Origin of the sequence: Zestosphaera sp. (genome assembly GCA_038727705.1) — an archaeon.
In the GTDB taxonomy this organism is placed as follows: Archaea; Thermoproteota; Thermoprotei_A; order Sulfolobales; family NBVN01; genus Zestomicrobium.
This window is the reverse complement of the sequence record JAVYVJ010000003.1, coordinates 191,857-210,246: the sequence shown is the minus strand read 5'-3', so window position 1 is coordinate 210,246 and position 18,390 is coordinate 191,857. Positions and strand designations below refer to the sequence as shown.

The window sequence follows — 18,390 nt, the reverse complement described above, 5'->3', positions numbered from 1 at the left end:
GTCGAGTTCGTTGAGAACGAGCATACTGCGAGGCATGTGAAAGCTTAGTCTTAGGGGACGGGAGATTAGACGTTATAAAGGCTTATGAGAGCTCCACCTGGCTGATTTAGTGGAGTAGCCTGCGGCACTATGTTAAGGCTGTTGACTCCGCTCGCTACAACTATATCTTCGTAGTGCCCAGTGCTGGTAACTATCTTGCCGGACCTGCCTCTACTAAATAATTCGAGGAGTGATTCCCGTGCTGAACGGTACATATGGAGGGCAGCCAAGCCCTCGTCCTCAAGCACTACCCTCGGCTCTAGACTTGTTAACTCCTCTATTAGAGCCCCAGCCCCCACATAGTCCTCTATCGCGAATTTACTTAGATCTAGACCTCCACACACTATATTTATAGTGCTGTATCCCTTACTTAACAAGGCCTCTGCTACAGACCTCGCGTTTACAGTTGACGAAATGAAAATATTTTTAAACCCTCGTCTAGCAGCCTCACTGAGTATGGCGGCCCCAGAGGTGGTTCTGATCACTAGTTCGTTAATGCCCCTCTTTAAGTAGGTCGCTCCATGTCTCATGAGCTCGCTGGGAGAGTTATCCAGGTCTGCTTCCTGCGGCTTCAATCCGTGTACCTCAGCTAAGAGGGGCAACTTCCTCAACCTGGCGAAGTTAATGGCGTCGCTGAGTTCAGAAAACGCGTAGATATGTTTAAAGCCCAAACTGAGGGCGACAGCCACTGTAGTTGAGAATCTCAGCACATCTACCACGACCACGGCATCCGCCTCCTCACCTAATCCCTCCCTAAACCACGTAACACGCACTATGACCACGTATGATCACCTGTGAGCTTATAGTTAAATCAGCATAAAAATGAGTCTTTATAGAGGGGTTAGATCCAAAACAATCACTTGACGACCTTCTTAGGGAATGTTAAGAGTATGTTAAGCCAGCCTAGGAAACCGCCGAATATCCCCGCTAGACTCACCCATATCCAGAGTATCCATGGATCTATGAGTGGATTTCCTACGAGGGGTCCGGCACCAGCCCCAGGTTGCACTCCAGCGAAGTAGAGGGCTAAGTACATCGAGAGACCGTTGAAGTATGGAAGGCTCCCCTGCTGGAAGAGTGGGTGGAACCTCATAATGTACACCGCTATCGCAACCCATATGAATATCCACACAGCAACCGACACGAGTAGATCCCAACCGGCGTAAACTACGAAGTAATTGTTAAAGGTTGCGAATATAGCCATAGTAAAAGCTCCTAACGGGTACAGAATCCATATAGGTTTTAAAGCCGAAGGCTTCGCCCCAAGTGCGAAGTACTCAGCCCAAGCTATGAATGACGCCCATAAAGCCAAGTTATACCTACCCAATAACGTGCCGAAAGGCAGCGATATGATTACAGTTAGAGCCACAGCAAGCCAAAGAGGTACTCTCTGAACAATTACTTCTGTAGGTTTTGAGGTCGACATAAAGTAACCCTCATACAATATATGGCGTAAAAGGTTTATAAGTATTCTTTGAATAAATAATATTGAGGTGTTATACGTGGTTGAGTATTTACCTAGGAAAAAAATCTTAGAAAATATGCATGGCAAAATATCTAGAGGCGAGCCGATAATGGGCGTTGGCGCCGGCGTGGGCATAATAGCCAAGGTGGCGGAGCTCGCCGGCGCGGACTTAATCATAATATACAACTCCGGCAGGTACAGGATGGCCGGTTTCGGATCGCTCGCAGGTCTCATGCCTTACGGTGACGCGCATGAGGTACTCCTAGAGTTAGCTTCCGAAGTTTTAAGTGTCGTTAAGTACACGCCTGTTCTTGCAGGAGTTACTGGAACTCATCCGTTCTATCAGGGTTACAGAATGCGGAGGTTCCTCCAGCAGCTGAAGGAGATGGGGTTCTCAGGTATTCAGAACTTCCCGACCGTTGGACTCATTGACAAGAACTCCCTGTTCAGGAGGAACTTAGAGGAGACTGGGATGGGTTATGATAAGGAGGTTGAGGCCGTTAAGATGGCGCATGAACTTGATATGCTAACAACCCCCTACGTATTTGACGAGGATGATCTGGTCAACATGTTGAAGGCAGGGGCGGACATCCTAGTACTGCACTTCGGGCTCACAGCCAAGGGCACCATAGGCGCTAGGACGACAATAACGTTGGAGGAAGCCACTAAAAAAGCTCAGGAATGGGCTGACCTAGCTAGAAGTCACAAGTCAGACGTGATAGTTCTAGTGCATGGCGGCCCAGTAGCCGATCTTGATGACTGGAAATACATAGCGGAAAGGGTTAAGGGGGTACACGGATTCTTCGGCGCTACAACCTTCGAGAGACTGCCAACAGAGAAAGCTGTAGCAGAACAGATCAAGGCATTCAAGGCAGTCAAGATAAAACGTGCTTGAGAGGCTGATCGTTTTTTGAACGTTAAAACACCTATCATAGCGATCCTCGTTACTCTAGATACTAAGGAGTGTGAGGGCCACTACCTTAAGGAACGAATAAGTGCTCATGGCGGTAAGGGGCTGCTCGTAGACCTCTCGATGCGCAAATACTCCCCCAAGTTAGGTGTACCCGATATAGATAATGATACTGTCGCAAGAGCAGCGGGCTCCACCATTGATGAAGTAAGCAATCTTGAAAGAGCTAAGGCACAGGAAATCATGATTAAGGGAGCCACCAAGATACTTAAGGAGTTGTTGGCCAGAGGCGAATTAGATGGAGCTATAGGTCTAGGAGGTTCAACTGGGCTGAGATTAATTACAGACATAATGAGCGAGTTGCCGATGTTCATACCCAAGTTCGCCGTCACCACGATAATATCTGAAGCCGGCTCTGTTATAGCAGGCTCGGACATAGTGCCCATCTGGTCCATATCCGATTTAACAGGTGGTGAAAAAGTCAACATTATTGAGGCTGAGGTTCTTAATAGGGCGGCCGCAGCGGTTGTTAGGGCGGCGGCACCAGTTCCATATACAATTGAGAAAAGACCCACCGTCTTCGCCACTCAATTCGGCGTGACTACACCACACTTGATTATTGCCAAGGACTACCTTACGAGCCAAGGCTATGACTTCATATCATTCCACGCGCTCGGCATAACAGGTGGGTATACCATGGAAAGACTGATTGAAGCAGGCATGGCTGTAGGAGTTCTCGATGTCACTACAGCTGAAGTAATGAATGAGGTCGCTGGTGGAGTCTTAGTTGCTAGCGTTAGAGGCAAGTTAAGGTTGACGGCAGCCGGGAGGTTGGGGATACCTCAAGTACTCCTACCAGGTGGTGTGGATATAATCAACTTCTGGTCCCCTCAGACAGTTCCTGAGAAGTACAGAGGGAGGTGTATGTATGAACACAGTAAGGGTTTAGTGACTTTAGTGAAGCCGGATGCCGAGCAGATGTACATGACTGGTAAGCTTATGGCTGAGCGTCTTAACCAAGCGGTAGGTCCCACGGTGTTTATATTCCCGCTGAGAGGTTTCGATACGTACGACAATGACCCTACCGTGAAACCTAAGGTAGCACCGCCCGGTGTGTATTGTCAAAGGATGTGTGTTGAGGATGGTACCGTAGTCTTCAAGCCTACTGATAAGCCATGGCATGACCCACTACTAGACCTACACCTGCTGAAGGCACTCCTAGATCACCTGGATTTGGCCAGTCCAAACATAGAGTTGCTGGTCATCGACTACAATCTTAACGATCCTGAAGTAGCGTTCCTCAGTGCAAAATTACTGGACAGTATGATAAGGAAAAGATGGGTTAAAGGACAGTTGCCTGAGGTTCCCGGCCTCCAACCTGAGAGGATCGTGAGGAATCCTAGAGAGTTGGTTATGAAGTACCTGAACGGGTGACTTAATTGGCCACTTACATCCCTAGGCAAGATATACTGAAGAGATTGTATGATAAAATTGCTAGAGGGGAGCCCATAATAATAACAGGGGCGAGCACAGGCCTCGCCGCCCTTGCCTCTGAGAGCGGGGGCGCCGACCTCATACTGTTCTACAACTCAGGCAGGTACACTATAATGGGTATAGGATCGATGGCAGGGCTCTTGCCTCTGGCTAATGCTAATACAATGACCTTAGAGCTAGCTAGAGAACTCGCAAGCGTTGTGAAAACTACACCGCTTGTGGCCGGGGTATGTGCGGTAGATCCGTTCATAGACGTCAGGGCGTTCATCAAGAAACTTAGGGATGAGTTTGGCGTGTCTGGAGTAATAAACTTTCCCACAGTAGCTATGTACGACGGTGTATTCAGGAAGAACGTGGAGAAGCAGGGCTTCAGTTATGAGAAGGAACTCTCAATGATTAGTGAAGCGCATAAACTCGACATATTGACAACTCCCTACGTCTTTAACCCCGTTGAGGCTCGCAGTATGGCAGAGGCTGGGGCCGACGTCCTAATCGCGCACGTGGGTTATAGAGAGAAAATGCTGAGTTTAGATGAAGCCGCGGACCTGATTCAAGGCATAGTCAATGAGGCTAGAGAGGTCAATCCTGGCATAATAGTGGTGTGTCACGGTGACCCGATAGTCAGTCCTCAATCATTTGAGTACATCTACAAGCGCGTTAGCGGAGTAGCAGGATTCATGGGTTTTGCAGCTATAGAGAGGTTGCCTGTCCAGAAGGCAATCATCGACATCATTAAGCAGTTTAAAGATGTGAGAAGGTGAATACGTCACTCACACACGCACTTCAAGCCTAACCCTCAACATTTTTAAGTCCAGTTAATTATCTAATTGGGTGTTACATCTGAGCGAGCCATCATATAAAACCAAATACCTAGGAGCTGAGGATCCTCGATACACTCACGTGCTATGGTCTTCTCTAGATGCTTTGGACCCCGATCAGTACATAATTGCAACGTATCTCGCTGTGTTAGCGCCAGACGTAGATCTGGACGAGGCGCTAATACACGCAGCTATAGAGAACTCGACAGGCACCTGGACGCCAGTTAAGTACGAAACAGTTGAGTTGAGAGATAAGTATGGGGCGAAGATAGCGCGTGTAGTGACCTTCAAAACCGGTGATAGGAACGCAGCAGTATTCACGTTAGGCATATATGCTGAGAACTACAACCCTGAGGACTCAGGCCTCGCGACTTTGCTGGCTGATATCGCGGGGAACGCCTACGACCTCCTGGAACTGGAGAATCTAAAACTATTAGACCTTCAGTTCCCTAAATGGTGGGCTGAAGCGTTCCCTGGCCCCAAGTTCGGTCTTGATGTCAAGAGAAGTGTCGGCGCTGAAAACAGGCCTGTAGTCGGATGTATAATTAAACCTAACCTCGGCTTAACCCCCAAGCATATTGGTGAAATAGTTTACGAGCTAACCAAAGGCGGTATAGACTTCATAAAGGATGATGAGGCTTTAGTCAACCCGAAGTATTGTCCAATAGAGGAAAGAGTTGTGAAAGTTATGGAGGCGATAGATAGAGCCTCCAGCGAAACTGGTAAGAAACCTTACTACGCTTTCAACATAACAACCGATAGACAGGATAAAATGATGAAGCTTGCGGATGTGGTACAGTCCCATGGCGGCAACTCGTTAATGGTGGTCTTGCCCTACGTGGGCTATGGCGGCGTACGCAGACTGGCGGAAGACCCATCTATTAAGGTTCCGCTACACGTCCACAGATGCGGGCATGGCGCCTATACTAGGGTTCCCTACCATGGCTTCTCACCAGTGTTAGTGAGCAAGCTCGGTAGGATGAGCGGTGCTGACGAGATCCACATAGGCGTCCTCTGGGGTAAATTCCACTATGATATTGTGGAGGCTCGGCAACACTGCGAGATCCTGAGGAAACCTTGGCTACACTTCAAGCCAACGTTACCAACTTTATCCGGAGGGAATGACCCCAGCAATGTTGGTCTAGCAAGCAATATGCTAGGAAGGGACCTCCTAATACTTGCCGGAGGAGGCGTTCTGGGACACCCCTCAGGATTCAGAGCTGGAGCCATGGCTATGGTACAGGCAGCTGAAGCTGTGGAGAAGAACATACCTGCAGAAGAGTATGCTAAGCAACATACCGAACTAGCAGAAGCCCTGAGGCTTTGGTCAAAAGCCTACAAAAAGTAAGATTTTCGCAATATAACTGCATTAACATGATTGCATAAACCCGCTCCGAATGGGAATAGACTTAACACAGGTTTATTTTCTATTGATAAAGCCAAAAAGAAAAATAAACTTTTACTGGGGAGGTGTGAGATTCAACTTTTTGAAATCACTTAACGTGAGGGTCCAGGGCTTCGTGAAGTATGAGCCTTTCTTCCATCTCCCTGTGAGCATATCGTCCAGTATTCCTGCTATGAGCAGGCCGAAGTCCTTCTCGTTTATGTGTTTATCACATATTATTAGATCTAGGTTCTCCCTACTTAAGTCCAAATGCTTACTTAGCTCATCCACGAATGCCACCGACCTTAAGCTCCACTCGGGTTTCTCCTGGTGTGATGCCCAGAAAGGTCCTGATCCTGGACCAGCCCACCCTAGTTCAAGAGATGGCTCACGTATGTCGTAAGCACTCCAGCCTCTCATAGGGACTACCAATGCTGTAGGTCCTTTAGACTTATTCAGTCTAATCGCTATTTCCTGTGCTAAGCGTCTTGCTTCAACAGGCAGAGTGCCGACTACTGTGACCATCGGATGATGTACGTGTATTCTCCTGCCCGGAAGACCTTCCGCCTCCTCTACCTCAAACTCTCTTCCCGTAACCAAGGATTTCTTTCCTTTAACCTCTTCCCTAGGTCCGAAGTTAATCATATCAGCGCCGCCCGTCGACACTACCTGAGGTATTCCCTTCTCCCCCGCTGCAGTGAGCCGTTCAGGGCCAGCGCTAAGGATACCGCCGCAAACCAGGTCTGTAAGCTCATGGGTTGTTATGTCAGCTACAGCCTCTATGAAACCATCTCTAATCAACTCCTCCAGCGACCTACCTCCTGTACCAACGGCATGCAATATCATTGAGTCATACCCCCTTTGCTCGAAGTGCTCTGAGACCGCCTTAACGCAGGGTGTGGTGGTACCGAACATGGTGTACCCTATGAGGGGCCTCAACGCCACCCCTGGCTCAGGCGCTTTAGCCGCACCTACAGCGGCTCCAGCAGCCGTCGCTAATATTTTCGCAGTCACAACGTTAATACCTTTCTCGGCAAGGGGATACCACATAGCTAAGTCTTTGATGTCTACGTAAGGTCTAACATCACCTGAGGCCATGGTAGATAACATGAACTTCCCGACACCATACGGTAGGGCCCGCATGATCCTGCTGGCCATGGAGGTTCCTAGCGAGCCTCCGAAAGCAATTGCGCTCCTTATCTTGCCCTCCTCATATAGTTTGCGGGCTATCTTGACGCCGCCAGCCACTATATACTCGGCGGCCTTTTCCCTCGTTATTCTACTTAGTTCTTCGGCAGTAATGCCTGCTTCCCTAGCCACATCTTCTATTGATATGTCAGCCCACCCTGCAGGCTTTCCCGAAGCGGTAAGCTCCATAAAGATGGGCTTGCCGCCAGCGCGCTTCACTAACTCAATCAGGAATTTAAGCTCCGGGCCTTTAGTGTCAGCTATGCCCATAACGAGGACTCCAGGTGCTTCTGAACCCATAATTAATACCTCAAATATTATTTAGGTGTTATTGTTTTTAAGCATTTCCTACACGGGAGAGCTCATGTCTATTTTCGAAGTGAATACGTGGGATAGAACGATGAGCAATAAAAAGTGAAAGTTATGGATTTATTCCCGTTCTAAATCCTGTTATCCTTACTTCAGTCCTAGCTTGCTTGGCTCTACTTTTATAGATTTCCATCTCTTGCATTCTTCTACCAGGAACTTCTCCACTGGAGTTCTCTCTATAGCGGAGCCTGACACAAACCCAACGGCCTTAGTGGCGCTTAGCACTCGGGCAGTGGTTTCGGGATCCTCCATCGGACCTCCGTGGGTTATCGGTATGAAATCGCCCTCTGGCCTCACTCTGTAGGCCACGTCTAAGAGTTTATTCGTTCTCTCAATCGCCTCTTCTATCGTGACGGTGGTCTTAGCCCCTATTATTCCACCAGTGGTCAGGCCTACGTGGACCGCTATTAAATCAACACCTGCCTTCGCTAACGCCTCAACTTCATCCTCAGTGAAGGCGTAGCCGAGAGTGAACATGTCCATCTCACGGGCCATTTTAAGCACTTCAACCTCTTTGTTATATCCGAAGCCAGACTCCTCTAAGTTCCTCCTGAACAGGGAGTTCTTGTCAATTAACGCAACGGTCGGGAAGTTCTGAATACCTGAGAACCCCATCTTCTTCAGTTTCTCCAGGTATTCAGGCCATATGGTTCGCGGGTCCTGGGCACATACCCCAGCTAACACAAGCGAGTTCTTAACACGCGGGAGTATCTCGTAGCCCATCTTTATTACTAGCCTGTTAGTATCAAATATGGGCATTAGACCTGAAAGTGAGCCTATCCCCAGATGCCTTCCGAAGCCAGAGTTGTACACACCTATGATGTCTATGCCGGCCATATCGAATATCTTGGCGAAGAACCCGTCTCCAGCGCTAGCGATAACTATCATCCTGCCGGCTTTTACCTCATCCCACAATTTTTTAAGGGCCTTCTCACGAGGTACGAACTTGGCCATACAAATACCTCATTAAAGATTATGCATATAACCATTTTAAATCTTCACCTCACAGACACTTTATACGGGCATAGGACTGAGTAGCTACAGTATCGGCATTCCCACTCATACCTGGGGAATCTGCTTATGGTTAACCTCCTTATTACCTCCTCGTCGGTGACCCTATCCTCTACGAGGAATTGAGTCACTCGTTCAGGAGTCACGTAGATGAGTATTGTGTGCCTTAGGTTGAAGAGCCAGTTATATATTCTCGCCTGATCTACATGATGCTGCTTAGGTAGCTCAAGATCCGATCTGGATGTCTTTATCTCAACTCCAACCAACTCCTCGCCGGTCCTAATCAACAAGTCAGCTCTGCCCTCCACACTCACCACTCTATTGTCAGGCAACCTTACCTCACGCCTGCCTTCAACTTCCGTCAGCACGTCATTCGAGATTGTGGACTTCAGCAATTCCTGTAATCCCTTGTGAACGAGGGTGCCGAGAATATAGGTAGGTGTAAACACCTCACTCTCGACTAGTTCGGGGTATTTAAGTTCGAAGTCTCTTTTAAGAATACACCTAACAAGATCCGTGACCCAGTAGGCCTCCGGCCTCCGCGGGTGCCTTTCCCTCTCCTCCTTGCTTAGCCTATAAAGTGTGTTGATCAGATCTATGGACGAACTAATATCATTCATCCCCTTTGACACCAATAGATCTAGAACTCATGTAAGTTTTTATACACCACCTAACCTTGGTTAACCATGGTGTGATATGTGGAGAGGAGACTACTTACGGTCTTCATTCTTCTGGGACTTGTTTCATTATTTGCTGACATGACCTACGAGGGCGCCAGAGGGGTTTCAGGCGCTTACCTGGAGGTGCTTGGAGGGACTGCAGTAATAGCTGGTGCAGTTACTGTGGGCGAGTTCCTAGGTTACGTCATCAGGTTCGTCAGCGGGTATATGGCAGACAAGCTCAGAAGAAGTAGTGTATTGTGGGGATTGACGATAATGGGATACGTAATTAACTTAGTGGCGGTGCCTATGCTGGCGTTAAGCGGTAGGTGGGAGGTAGCCCTCACACTCCTCTATGTCGAGAGAGTTGGTAAGGGCTTGAGAGCTCCTGTGAGGGACGTGATTCTCTCTGAGGTGGTGGAGGGTATCGGACGGGGTAAGGGCTTCGGGTTGCATGAAGTTATGGACCAGGTCGGGGCTTTCGCGGGGCCGCTGCTGGTTATGTGGGTTTTAAGCTCTTCCAGAAGTGACTACAGCTTGGCTTTCACCTCCCTCGCCGTCCCTGCAACACTTTCCCTAGCGTGTTTACTCACAGCATTTCGCAAATATCCGGTCGTGAGGACTGTCACCGTCGAGAAGGCTAGAGTGGGGCGACGTCTTGGAAGGAGGTTCAACCTCTTCTCTGCTTCGCTGGCCCTCATGACCGCCGGCTACATAGCCTGGTCGCTTATCTCATATCATGCTAAGGAGTCAGGGTTATTGAGCGACCCGGAGATCTCACTGCTCTACGCGATAGCTATGGGGGTTGACGCACTAGTCGCGCTACCTGTAGGCATGCTCTACGACAGGATGGGACTTAAATCATTAATCCTGACGCCCCTCTTGACTCTAACAATACCTTCATTGCTCATCGCAAATTCAAGGATCGCCGCATATGCGATGGCGGCAATATGGGGGATTGTTATGGCAATCTACGAGACCAACATGAGGGCCGCAATACCGGATCTAGTGGATCCCTCTAGGAGGGCTCTCGCGTATGGAACCTACGGACTGATCTACGGGTCTGCATGGATGTTTGGCGGCTTTGCCGCGGGGTTCATATACTCGGTAAGTCCAATCTACCTAATACCCTACTCCGTGGCTATGGAGGCAGCGTCATTGTTGACAATGATTCCACTGCTCAGGTCAGGCGCTGAGACGTGAGGGGCAAGTCGTGATTAAGTACATTATTATTAACTCTTTAAATGTAGACATTATGGAGTGATAAATTTGGTTCAAGTGGTTCTCGACCTGCCTGAAGAGCTGCTCAATTCACTGAGGAAGATTTACCCCGGCTTAAAGCCTGAGGAGCTTATCAGAAAGGCGATTGAGGATTATTTAAGCAAGCCCGCTCAACGGCAAGTGACTCAGGACGAGTCTCTGGGAAGCATTCAGAGGCTCTTGAGGTCAGCTACAGACACCATAAACACCTATTCCTCACTCCTTACAGAGCTGAGGGATCGGTTAGTGGAGGTGCGTGAGGTTCTTGACGAGCTCGGGTCTAAAGTGGAGGAACTCCCCTCCAAGATAGTTGCTCAGCAGGCGGTCGAGGTCGCTAAGCCTCAGGCGCTTAAAGAAGAGGCGCCAAAGGAGAGAGTGACAGCCATTGAAATTCTCAAGAGACAAAAGATAATCTATGAGGCTGACATAGCTAAGAAGATAAGAAATAGGGATGCGTTCTTCGACAAGCTGGAGAGGGAGGGTGCGGTAGTTCTGGAGCTTAAGGACCAGAGAATAGCTGTTGACGAGGAGTTCTGGAGCGACTTCATTAAGAAAATCGAGTCGCTAACCTCAGACAAGGAACCAGACATATCCAAGACACTCAGTCGGCAGGAGGTCGAGTTACTTAAAAAGCTGTCTGAGTCTGCCATAGCGTACTATGATAGGAACAGGAAGAAGTGGGTAATCAAGGCCTGACTCCCCTTACAGCAGGGAAGTGTTTGAATTGCTGTCATGCGAATGCCTACCGTCTCTTCCCGCCATGGAGTGGTAGATACCTTATGAAACACCCACACATATTCAGACTCTTAGAAAGGTCGTCTATCCTTTCGGAGGAGCCCGAGACGAACACTACGTTAACACACATGCCCCCCACGTGTTGGTGGGTATACCCTATTATAACCTCCTTAAAGGCTTCATATACCCTCTCTAGACTTATCTCCGCTTTCTCTTTAACTATCACCATAACGCCTGTGCAGTAGTGAGGGAGATTCTCATGTTCCAAATCTGTAATGTAGCTCCTCATCATCTCCGTTATTAGCTCAGATCTTGAAACACCCCTCCTGCTGGCGAGTTCTTTAACCTTCCTTGAAAGGTCGGCAGGCACTGAGACACCGAACCTCTCTTTGGTCATAGTTCAAGGCATCCTCCTCTTTACTAGTGTCATCAAATAAAATAACGTTAACAGAATCCCAACAGTGCCTGATGGCGATACGTTAAAGTATGTCGAGAGGGGGAGTCCGGTTAGGGTTGCTATGGTGGTGAGGCCTATGCTATGGATTAAAGACTCACGTGCTTGCTTGCTTACGTTAATCGATGTCAGCGAAGGAAGCAATGCCAGCACGTGAGACAATACGTACCCCACGAGCTTTAGCGAGGTCACGGCGACCAGTCCTACTAAGGCGTAGGGGATTAAATCATAAAGGATTGCTTTAACTCCGCTCAACTTTACCAGGTCAGAGTCTATGCCAGCACAGACGCTCTCTTTAAAGGTTGTGAGGACCACTACTAGAACCAAAACCGACATCACCGTTAACATCAGAACCTCGTGGTACGGAATTAGCAGAGGATCACCCAGCATTATGGCGTTGATCGAGGTTAACCTATATTTAGTCAAGACATAGTACATTAGGAGAACACTTAACGCTGTCGTGCTAGATACGAACACGGACGTCGCTACGTCTGGATCAAGGCCTGACCTAATCATATAACCAACGCCAAGTACAAGTAGCGTTGATACGAAGATTGCTGTAACGTAGTAGTCGCTGATCCCCAAAGCCCCAGCAATAAGCATGGAGAGCGCGACAGAGAAAAGCGAGGCGTGAGGGGCGGCTGCTGAGAGGTAGTAGAGTCTCCTGGTAGCTATTAGGGGGCTTAGGGAACCGAACAGAAGTCCCAACGCGGTGAAAGTCACGTTCCACTTGAACTCGACCTTAAATAGTGGGTTGAGAACGGATAGGATTGTAGCGACCGCTGTATAGAGTATGATTAATCTGAACGTGCGCATCAACCTCGACCTCCGTCTGATATTATGTAGGATATTATTGTAACAATGAGCAGGAGGAGTATAATCAGTTCCGAAACCGCATGTGTTACGCTAGTCGTGTTAGGTAAGTCAAAAACCCCGCCCAGCGTCTCTGTGTTTTGCAACCCTGCATATTGAACGAGCACGTGAACCAGTTTATCGATTGTTGATCCATTCATATATGGCGGTAGAACCTCTATGACTGGCACATGATAACTCCTGCCCAGATTAATCAGGTAACTTGAATATTCCCCGCCTTTAACGACTATCAAGACATCAACCTCACGGTTCCTGACAGCGTTTTCAATCTCTATTACCGTAGCAGGAGTAGGACTCAGTCCCTCCTCTGGAATCAGTAATTTAGTCACGTTGATGCCGAGCCACGCCACAGCATACTGGACAGTGGGTTCAGTAGCTATCCCGACTAGCATGTTCATCGAGTTAGGCTTGCTATTCATTAAAGACTCGACCCTACTTCTGAGGAGTTCATAGTTAGTCTCATACACTGAGGAGCATGACGGATTAAGTCTCTTCATCAACTCGGTAACATTTCTTAAGAAGGCAACGTAGTTCTGAGGATCATAAGTGGGGGTATGAAGATTATCTGTTAACGTTGCCGGATTTTTCAATATCCTGATCCCAGCTATCCTGGGTATCTCCACAAGCGTGGCGTTGATCTCACCGCGTGAAATCAGTTCATTTATTTCCAGTTCGAAGTGGGTGTGGGCTGTTGATACGAGTAGATCTGCCTGCCTCAGCATACTTAAGTCGCTGGGCTTCAGGGAGTACTCGTGCGGATCTGCAGTCTCTGGAAGGAGTGAGTACACACGGTCGCTCTCACACTTAATCAGGTTAACGTCGTCTGCGAGACCTGGAGATGTAGTAACTATGGTCAACCCATCAACCGCTACCACAGTAGGGCTAAATAGCAGGATGACGGTGCAGGACAATAACACGTACCCCGCAACTCTCTTCATATACCCCATCCCAACGAGTAAGTGTGCACAAAGTTTATAAATCCTGTAATGAAGTGTGCACAGGAGAGGAAATGCTGAGAACCAACTACTTAAGCATAGGGTATTCAGAGCCTCTAATCACTGGAATTACTGTCGAGTTCCAGGAAGGCACGCTAACCCAGGTGATCGGGGCTAACGGTTCAGGCAAAACTACCCTACTCAAGACTCTTGTGGGGCTTGTAAGACCCTTGAGCGGTAAAGTGTACCTTTACGGGATGGACGTCACAGCAAAACCCAACATTGTTGGGAGGCATGTAGGGTACGTCCCCCAGATTTTCACACCGTCGTATTTCACATATCCAGTAAGTGTTGAGGAGTTTATAGAGTTCTCGTACCTCCTCTACAGGAGTAAGTGGCCGAGAATCTTTTCAGATGGGCTTGCCAGGGAGAGGGTTGACGAGGTTTTGAGGCTCGTTGATTTGGATGCGGACGTAAAGCATAAGAGCTTCTGGAGTCTGTCTGGAGGTCAGAGACAGAGGGTGTTAGTGGCTAGGGCGTTAATCCATAACCCCAAACTCCTTGTACTAGATGAGCCCTTCTCCTCAGTAGATCCTGTCGGTAAGGTCTCGTTGGCTTCAACGCTTGTCAAGCTATTTAAGGAAAAGAACGTGACAATTATAATTAGTAGCCATGACCCGACATTGCTACTGCCTCACACCGATAATGTGTTGCTACTCGGTAATGGCGAGTGGTTTTTCGGGAGGTCTGACGAGGTCCTCCACGAGGAGATTCTTAGGAGGGTCTACGGCACGGCCGTATCGATTCATGAGAAGCATATACACATTCATGACTATCACGTGTAACAGACTTAGTGAAGTATCGTGAGTTTTAATTACAGTTAAAGCGAGACATATTTCGGTGGTGAAAGTTTAAATACGTAGGATTTGCAGCCCATTCAGGAAACGTTGAGGAGTCCTTGAAGCTCAAGGCATCAAAGTTAGTTAGAGGTCTGTGTGCGTGTTACCCCAACGACTTAGTGATTGTTGTCGGGGGGTATTGGGGTTTGATGAAGGAGGTAGTTGATTCGGCCCTTAATGTGGGAGCTAGGGTATTGATAGTGCCTCCCCTAGAACAAGAACACGTCAACTTTCCTGAGAAGGCATTGGTGGTGAGGACTGGTACCTCCTACAGGGTTAGGTCTGTCTTCCTCGTCAGGACTTCCGACGCGCTCGTGATTCTCGGGGGTGGTGCCGGCTGTCTTCAGGAGCTCGTAACAGCATATACCGAGGGCAAGCCTGCATATGTGCTGGTCGGGACTGGAATGCCTACAGACATCGCTGAGACCCTGCCAGAGTACCTTGATCAGAGGAAATTAGCGTCTATCAGGAAGTACGATAGTGAAGATGGCCTGCTTAAAGATCTGTGTGAAGATCTTAGGGCAAGTAAGTTCTCTTATAGGCTTCCGCAACACGGGTGAATGCATTGAGTCACGTGCTGGCAGTAGATGTTGGAGCCACTAAGACTAGGATAGCTCTACTTGATTCTAAGGACATGAAGTTATTACGTAAGGAGGTCATTAGAACGCCTCAGGAAGGAGGTGAGGACGTCGTCGCCGGAATTATTGCAGAGGTTGCTGAACACTTGATTACGTCATTAGGGTTGAGTGGTGTAGTGGCGGTCGGCGTCGGTACTATAGGACCTTTAGACATCAAACGCGGTTGTGTGGTCAACCCACCTAATGTCCGATTAAGGGCTTTCAGTTTGAGAGAACCCTTAGTGAAGCGATTCAATGTACCCACGTATGTAGTGAACGACTGCGTTGCCGCTGTCTACGCCGAGTATATGAGCGGCGTTGGGGTAGGACGAGATAACGTGGTCTACATAACTATCAGCTCAGGCATAGGGGCCGGCGTAATCGTCGACGGTCATCTCATCCTGGGGAAGGACGGTAACGCGCATGAGATAGGACATCTGGTAGTCTCATACGATTCAAACATTAGATGTGGATGTGGCGGCGTAGGTCATTGGGAAGCCCTAGCGTCAGGGAACAACTTATGGAAGTTCATCGGACTTCTTAGGGATAGATGGCGTGGTGATTCAGAACTTTATAGACTGACTTCCTCTACGGAAGTACAGGCCGAGACTCTGTTTAGATACTGGCGTGAGGGCGATGACTTCGCCGCTTATGTAGTGAGCGAGTTAGCTAAGGTGGACGCTGCTGGAATAGCTTCGGTGATTAACGCCTACGATCCTGAGGTAATCAGCTTTGGCGGCTCAGTGATGCTTAACAATCCAGAGTTCCTTGCGTTAGTCCTGAATCACGTCGACACGTACGTAACAAATAGGATGCCTGAAGCCGTGGTAACTAGGTTTGGAGACGATGTAGTGCTCTACGGTGCGGCTTGGATTGCTCATAAACCACCTAAGGAACTGACGAGAATTCAGGAACAGACATGATTCACGTCAAGCCTTCTCCATTTCTACCGTAGGCCGTGAAGCCTTCGATCATAGCAGCTCTACAGTTGATTTTTCGAACCCTAGTGAATATTTAATTCTTAAGACCCCCTATGTTATTATGTTATATGGGATTGTAGATGGGTGTGGATACCGCAATAATTCTTGCAGGCGGCTACGCAACCCGCTTACGACCCCTAACGCTCACAAGACCTAAGGCGTTGTTACCGATTTTAGGGAGACCCCTCCTCGACTGGATACTTGATAACTTGAGGAAAGCCGGCGTTAAGAGGGTGATCATGTCTGTAAGGTATATGAGCAATCTGATTAAGGACAGGTACGGCGATGGGTCGAGTCGCCAGATTAGCATAGAATACGTTGAGGAGGTGAATCCTCTGGGTGATGGAGGACCCGTACCTTTAATAGTAAGCAGATTCAACCTCGACAAGCCTTTCCTAGTCATCTACGGCGACATATTCACTGACGCTCCCATAATCGACTTCGTTAAAGCCTACATGAATAACGGTTCGCCGGCATCCATGATTTTAACGCGTGTTGAGAACCCGTCGAGATATGGGGTAGCTCAAGTTGATGAGAGGGGTAGGGTAGTTAAGTTCATTGAGAAGCCCCATGAATCACCTCCATCGAATCTCGTTAATGCGGGAGTCTACATATTCGACCCTAGCCTGATTAAGTATTTCCCTGTTAAGAGACCCTCCAAACTTGCAGTAGATGTACTCCCTAAACTGGTTGAGTTAGGACTTCTGCATGCCTACATACATGAAGGTATCTGGCTTGACATAGGAGTTCCCACAGACTATCTTAAAGCAAACCTGAGCGCGTTGAAATATCTCATGCCAGAGGGCTTCATATCACCTACAGCTGAGATAGACCAGGATGTCGAAGTGATTCAGCCAGTCTTCATAGATGAGTTTGTCAGACTTGAGACAGGGTCGGTGATAGGTCCTTACACGCTAATAGGGAGGAACTCCATAGTAGGTAGTAGTAGCCGCATAGCCGACTCACTGCTCCTGGATAACGTGGTCATCGGGTCGGCTTCACATATGAAGGGAGTTATAGTCGGTGCTGGATCCCACATAGGTAGGTGGGCCCGGATATCGTCGGGCGTTGTCTTAGGCGATGAGGTTAGGGTATACGATGAGGTCTTCATAACCAGGGACGTTACGATCCTACCGCATAAGGAGTTAAATGAAGACATCGAAGAAGAGGGGAAGGTGATCCTCTGAACACTTCACTAAACCTCTAAGCAAGAACTTCTCCATAGTTAAGGTTACGTTATATCTCGCACGTGTTGAGGATTCTCCTGGGTGTTGTTGGATAAGCCTCAACGACCCTGCAATTGTTAGGCAGGTTTGCACGCCAGTACTTGGTAGCTTTAACACTTGCGTAGACTGTGTTTCCTCGCCGGACCGCAAGTCCTGAGAGGATGAGCCTTCTGAGGGACTCGCTCTCGCTATAGGGTACCTCAACCCATTTGACGGTACCCTCTATGCTGAGGGTTTCGTAAGGCATCCTGACCGCCCTGAATCTTCTAATCAACCTTCTTCTGAACTGGTACATGTCTTTAAACCTCGCCGGACAATAGTGTATGTTTACTGGCACGCCTTCCTCCAATACCCAAGCCATAACACGTAATGCCGTCTCCCTTGACCCGGCCACCGTTAGGCCATCACTGTTCACCCTTAAACCTTTACTCATAATCCCTAAGTAGTTTGACTCGCTTACCTCCATCTCGTTCAAATTTATGAAGTCCACACCGAATTTAACGCCTTCACTAATCATGTTTTTGAGTCCCTCGAAATCTGGGACGGCCGGATTCTCTATTCCAACATCTAGGTTGTGGTCTAGTGCAATCCTTAAGGCCTCCCAGGAGTGTGTTCCAGTAACGTGGATTCTGAGCTCGTCGAGTCCTACGTTAACTAACGTGTTCATAACTTTTTCGTCGAGATGCTTCCCCGTAGTGTATAGATGTACATGGAACCTTCGACCTAGGTTATCCTTTAACAGTCTAATGACTTCAGCAACGTAGTCAGCCACTATGAGTGGATCGCCACCCGTTACCCCTACGCCTTTGGAGCTCGACGCCAGTATCTCCAGCAGTATGTCTCGTTCATCTCTCACCAAAGACTCGTTAATGTAATTCCTCGCGCTACCTTTTCTATGACTTGAGAGTGGACAATAAAAACATCTCTCACCACATATACCGGTGGCGAAGAAGACGCTCTTCAAACCTTTAATGCATTGAGCGCATCCCTTAGGGAGTTTACCGACCCAGCACCCTACTTCATCACAGTTGCTTGGGGTTTGTTTTTGCATGTTTCTCCTGCCGTTCGTACGTC

At 48.4% G+C, this 18,390-nt stretch carries 19 protein-coding genes; 10 read left to right on the top strand and 9 right to left on the bottom strand.

Features of this window, described 5'->3' with window-relative positions:
• Positions 1 to 65: 65 nt before the first annotated feature.
• Entirely contained in the window at positions 66 to 821 is a 756-nt protein-coding gene (locus QW772_08190) for a 2-phosphosulfolactate phosphatase (protein ID MEM0038889.1), read from the bottom strand.
• Positions 822 to 895: 74 nt separating this feature from the next.
• A complete protein-coding gene (locus tag QW772_08185) occupies positions 896 to 1,483 on the bottom strand; it encodes a DUF1097 family protein (GenBank protein MEM0038888.1) in 588 nt (195 codons plus the stop codon).
• Positions 1,484 to 1,532: 49 nt separating this feature from the next.
• On the opposite strand from QW772_08185, the gene QW772_08180 reads away from it, so the two are divergent.
• The 4 genes from QW772_08180 to QW772_08165 all read left to right on the top strand — a co-directional run bounded on the left by QW772_08180 (position 1,533) and on the right by QW772_08165 (position 6,074).
• A complete protein-coding gene (locus QW772_08180; protein ID MEM0038887.1) occupies positions 1,533 to 2,399 on the top strand; it encodes a phosphoenolpyruvate hydrolase family protein in 867 nt (288 codons plus the stop codon).
• Between the two features lie 15 nt (positions 2,400 to 2,414).
• Complete coding sequence (locus QW772_08175; GenBank protein ID MEM0038886.1) at positions 2,415 to 3,848, top strand: Tm-1-like ATP-binding domain-containing protein; 1,434 nt, start codon at positions 2,415 to 2,417, stop codon at positions 3,846 to 3,848.
• Positions 3,849 to 3,853: 5 nt separating this feature from the next.
• Positions 3,854 to 4,669 carry a phosphoenolpyruvate hydrolase family protein gene (locus QW772_08170; protein ID MEM0038885.1) on the top strand — a complete coding sequence of 272 codons (816 nt, stop codon included), beginning with the start codon at positions 3,854 to 3,856 and terminating at the stop codon, positions 4,667 to 4,669.
• Positions 4,670 to 4,739: 70 nt separating this feature from the next.
• Positions 4,740 to 6,074, top strand: coding sequence for a RuBisCO large subunit C-terminal-like domain-containing protein (locus QW772_08165; GenBank protein ID MEM0038884.1), 1,335 nt, complete (start codon positions 4,740 to 4,742; stop codon positions 6,072 to 6,074).
• 111 nt (positions 6,075 to 6,185) lie between these two features.
• On the opposite strand, the gene QW772_08160 is transcribed toward QW772_08165, so the two are convergent.
• From QW772_08160 to QW772_08150, 3 genes are all read right to left on the bottom strand, one after another.
• Entirely contained in the window at positions 6,186 to 7,598 is a 1,413-nt protein-coding gene (locus QW772_08160) for a Tm-1-like ATP-binding domain-containing protein (protein MEM0038883.1), read from the bottom strand.
• Between the two features lie 156 nt (positions 7,599 to 7,754).
• Positions 7,755 to 8,621 (bottom strand): phosphoenolpyruvate hydrolase family protein, encoded by an 867-nt coding sequence (locus tag QW772_08155; protein MEM0038882.1) that lies wholly within the window; start codon positions 8,619 to 8,621, stop codon positions 7,755 to 7,757.
• Between the two features lie 44 nt (positions 8,622 to 8,665).
• The gene (locus tag QW772_08150; protein ID MEM0038881.1) at positions 8,666 to 9,298 is read right to left on the bottom strand and encodes a CRISPR-associated protein Cas4; all 633 of its coding nucleotides are present in this window, start codon (positions 9,296 to 9,298) and stop codon (positions 8,666 to 8,668) included.
• 78 nt (positions 9,299 to 9,376) lie between these two features.
• On the opposite strand from QW772_08150, the gene QW772_08145 reads away from it, so the two are divergent.
• Both QW772_08145 and QW772_08140 read left to right on the top strand, forming a co-directional pair.
• A complete protein-coding gene (locus QW772_08145) occupies positions 9,377 to 10,540 on the top strand; it encodes an MFS transporter (GenBank protein MEM0038880.1) in 1,164 nt (387 codons plus the stop codon).
• 66 nt (positions 10,541 to 10,606) lie between these two features.
• Positions 10,607 to 11,293, top strand: a complete 687-nt coding sequence (locus tag QW772_08140; protein MEM0038879.1) for a hypothetical protein — start codon at positions 10,607 to 10,609, stop codon at positions 11,291 to 11,293.
• A gap of 46 nt (positions 11,294 to 11,339) precedes the next feature.
• Here QW772_08140 and QW772_08135 read toward each other — a convergent pair whose 3' ends face one another.
• Genes QW772_08135 through QW772_08125 form a run of 3 tightly spaced genes read right to left on the bottom strand, consistent with a single transcriptional unit; the run spans position 11,340 to position 13,606 of the window.
• Complete coding sequence (locus QW772_08135; protein ID MEM0038878.1) at positions 11,340 to 11,729, bottom strand: ribbon-helix-helix protein, CopG family; 390 nt, start codon at positions 11,727 to 11,729, stop codon at positions 11,340 to 11,342.
• A gap of 3 nt (positions 11,730 to 11,732) precedes the next feature.
• Positions 11,733 to 12,602 carry a metal ABC transporter permease gene (locus QW772_08130; protein MEM0038877.1) on the bottom strand — a complete coding sequence of 290 codons (870 nt, stop codon included), beginning with the start codon at positions 12,600 to 12,602 and terminating at the stop codon, positions 11,733 to 11,735.
• Positions 12,602 to 13,606, bottom strand: coding sequence for a zinc ABC transporter substrate-binding protein (locus QW772_08125; GenBank protein MEM0038876.1), 1,005 nt, complete (start codon positions 13,604 to 13,606; stop codon positions 12,602 to 12,604). The genes QW772_08130 and QW772_08125 overlap by 1 nt, the downstream gene beginning before the upstream one ends.
• Before the next feature lie 44 nt (positions 13,607 to 13,650).
• On the opposite strand from QW772_08125, the gene QW772_08120 reads away from it, so the two are divergent.
• The 4 genes from QW772_08120 to QW772_08105 all read left to right on the top strand — a co-directional run bounded on the left by QW772_08120 (position 13,651) and on the right by QW772_08105 (position 17,277).
• The gene (locus QW772_08120) at positions 13,651 to 14,439 is read left to right on the top strand and encodes a metal ABC transporter ATP-binding protein (GenBank protein ID MEM0038875.1); all 789 of its coding nucleotides are present in this window, start codon (positions 13,651 to 13,653) and stop codon (positions 14,437 to 14,439) included.
• 113 nt (positions 14,440 to 14,552) lie between these two features.
• Entirely contained in the window at positions 14,553 to 15,053 is a 501-nt protein-coding gene (locus tag QW772_08115) for a hypothetical protein (protein ID MEM0038874.1), read from the top strand.
• Positions 15,054 to 15,067: 14 nt separating this feature from the next.
• A complete protein-coding gene (locus QW772_08110; GenBank protein MEM0038873.1) occupies positions 15,068 to 16,033 on the top strand; it encodes an ROK family protein in 966 nt (321 codons plus the stop codon).
• Between the two features lie 137 nt (positions 16,034 to 16,170).
• Positions 16,171 to 17,277: an NDP-sugar synthase gene (locus QW772_08105; GenBank protein ID MEM0038872.1), complete on the top strand. Its 1,107-nt coding sequence runs from the start codon at positions 16,171 to 16,173 to the stop codon at positions 17,275 to 17,277.
• 49 nt (positions 17,278 to 17,326) lie between these two features.
• Here QW772_08105 and QW772_08100 read toward each other — a convergent pair whose 3' ends face one another.
• Positions 17,327 to 18,367 (bottom strand): radical SAM protein, encoded by a 1,041-nt coding sequence (locus QW772_08100; GenBank protein ID MEM0038871.1) that lies wholly within the window; start codon positions 18,365 to 18,367, stop codon positions 17,327 to 17,329.
• Positions 18,368 to 18,390 lie beyond the last annotated feature (23 nt).

What these genes read in the sequence shown, in the direction of transcription:
- QW772_08160 (MEM0038883.1), bottom strand. Translation starts at nt 7,598, where the DNA reads ATGGGTTCAGAAGCACCTGGAGTCCTCGTTATGGGCATAGCTGACACT.
- QW772_08155 (MEM0038882.1), bottom strand. Translation starts at nt 8,621, where the DNA reads ATGGCCAAGTTCGTACCTCGTGAGAAGGCCCTTAAAAAATTGTGGGAT.
- QW772_08150 (MEM0038881.1), bottom strand. Translation starts at nt 9,298, where the DNA reads ATGAATGATATTAGTTCGTCCATAGATCTGATCAACACACTTTATAGG.
- QW772_08135 (MEM0038878.1), bottom strand. Translation starts at nt 11,729, where the DNA reads ATGACCAAAGAGAGGTTCGGTGTCTCAGTGCCTGCCGACCTTTCAAGG.
- QW772_08130 (MEM0038877.1), bottom strand. Translation starts at nt 12,602, where the DNA reads ATGCGCACGTTCAGATTAATCATACTCTATACAGCGGTCGCTACAATC.
- QW772_08125 (MEM0038876.1), bottom strand. Translation starts at nt 13,606, where the DNA reads ATGGGGTATATGAAGAGAGTTGCGGGGTACGTGTTATTGTCCTGCACC.
- QW772_08105 (MEM0038872.1), top strand. Translation starts at nt 16,171, where the DNA reads ATGGGTGTGGATACCGCAATAATTCTTGCAGGCGGCTACGCAACCCGC.
- QW772_08100 (MEM0038871.1), bottom strand. Translation starts at nt 18,367, where the DNA reads ATGCAAAAACAAACCCCAAGCAACTGTGATGAAGTAGGGTGCTGGGTC.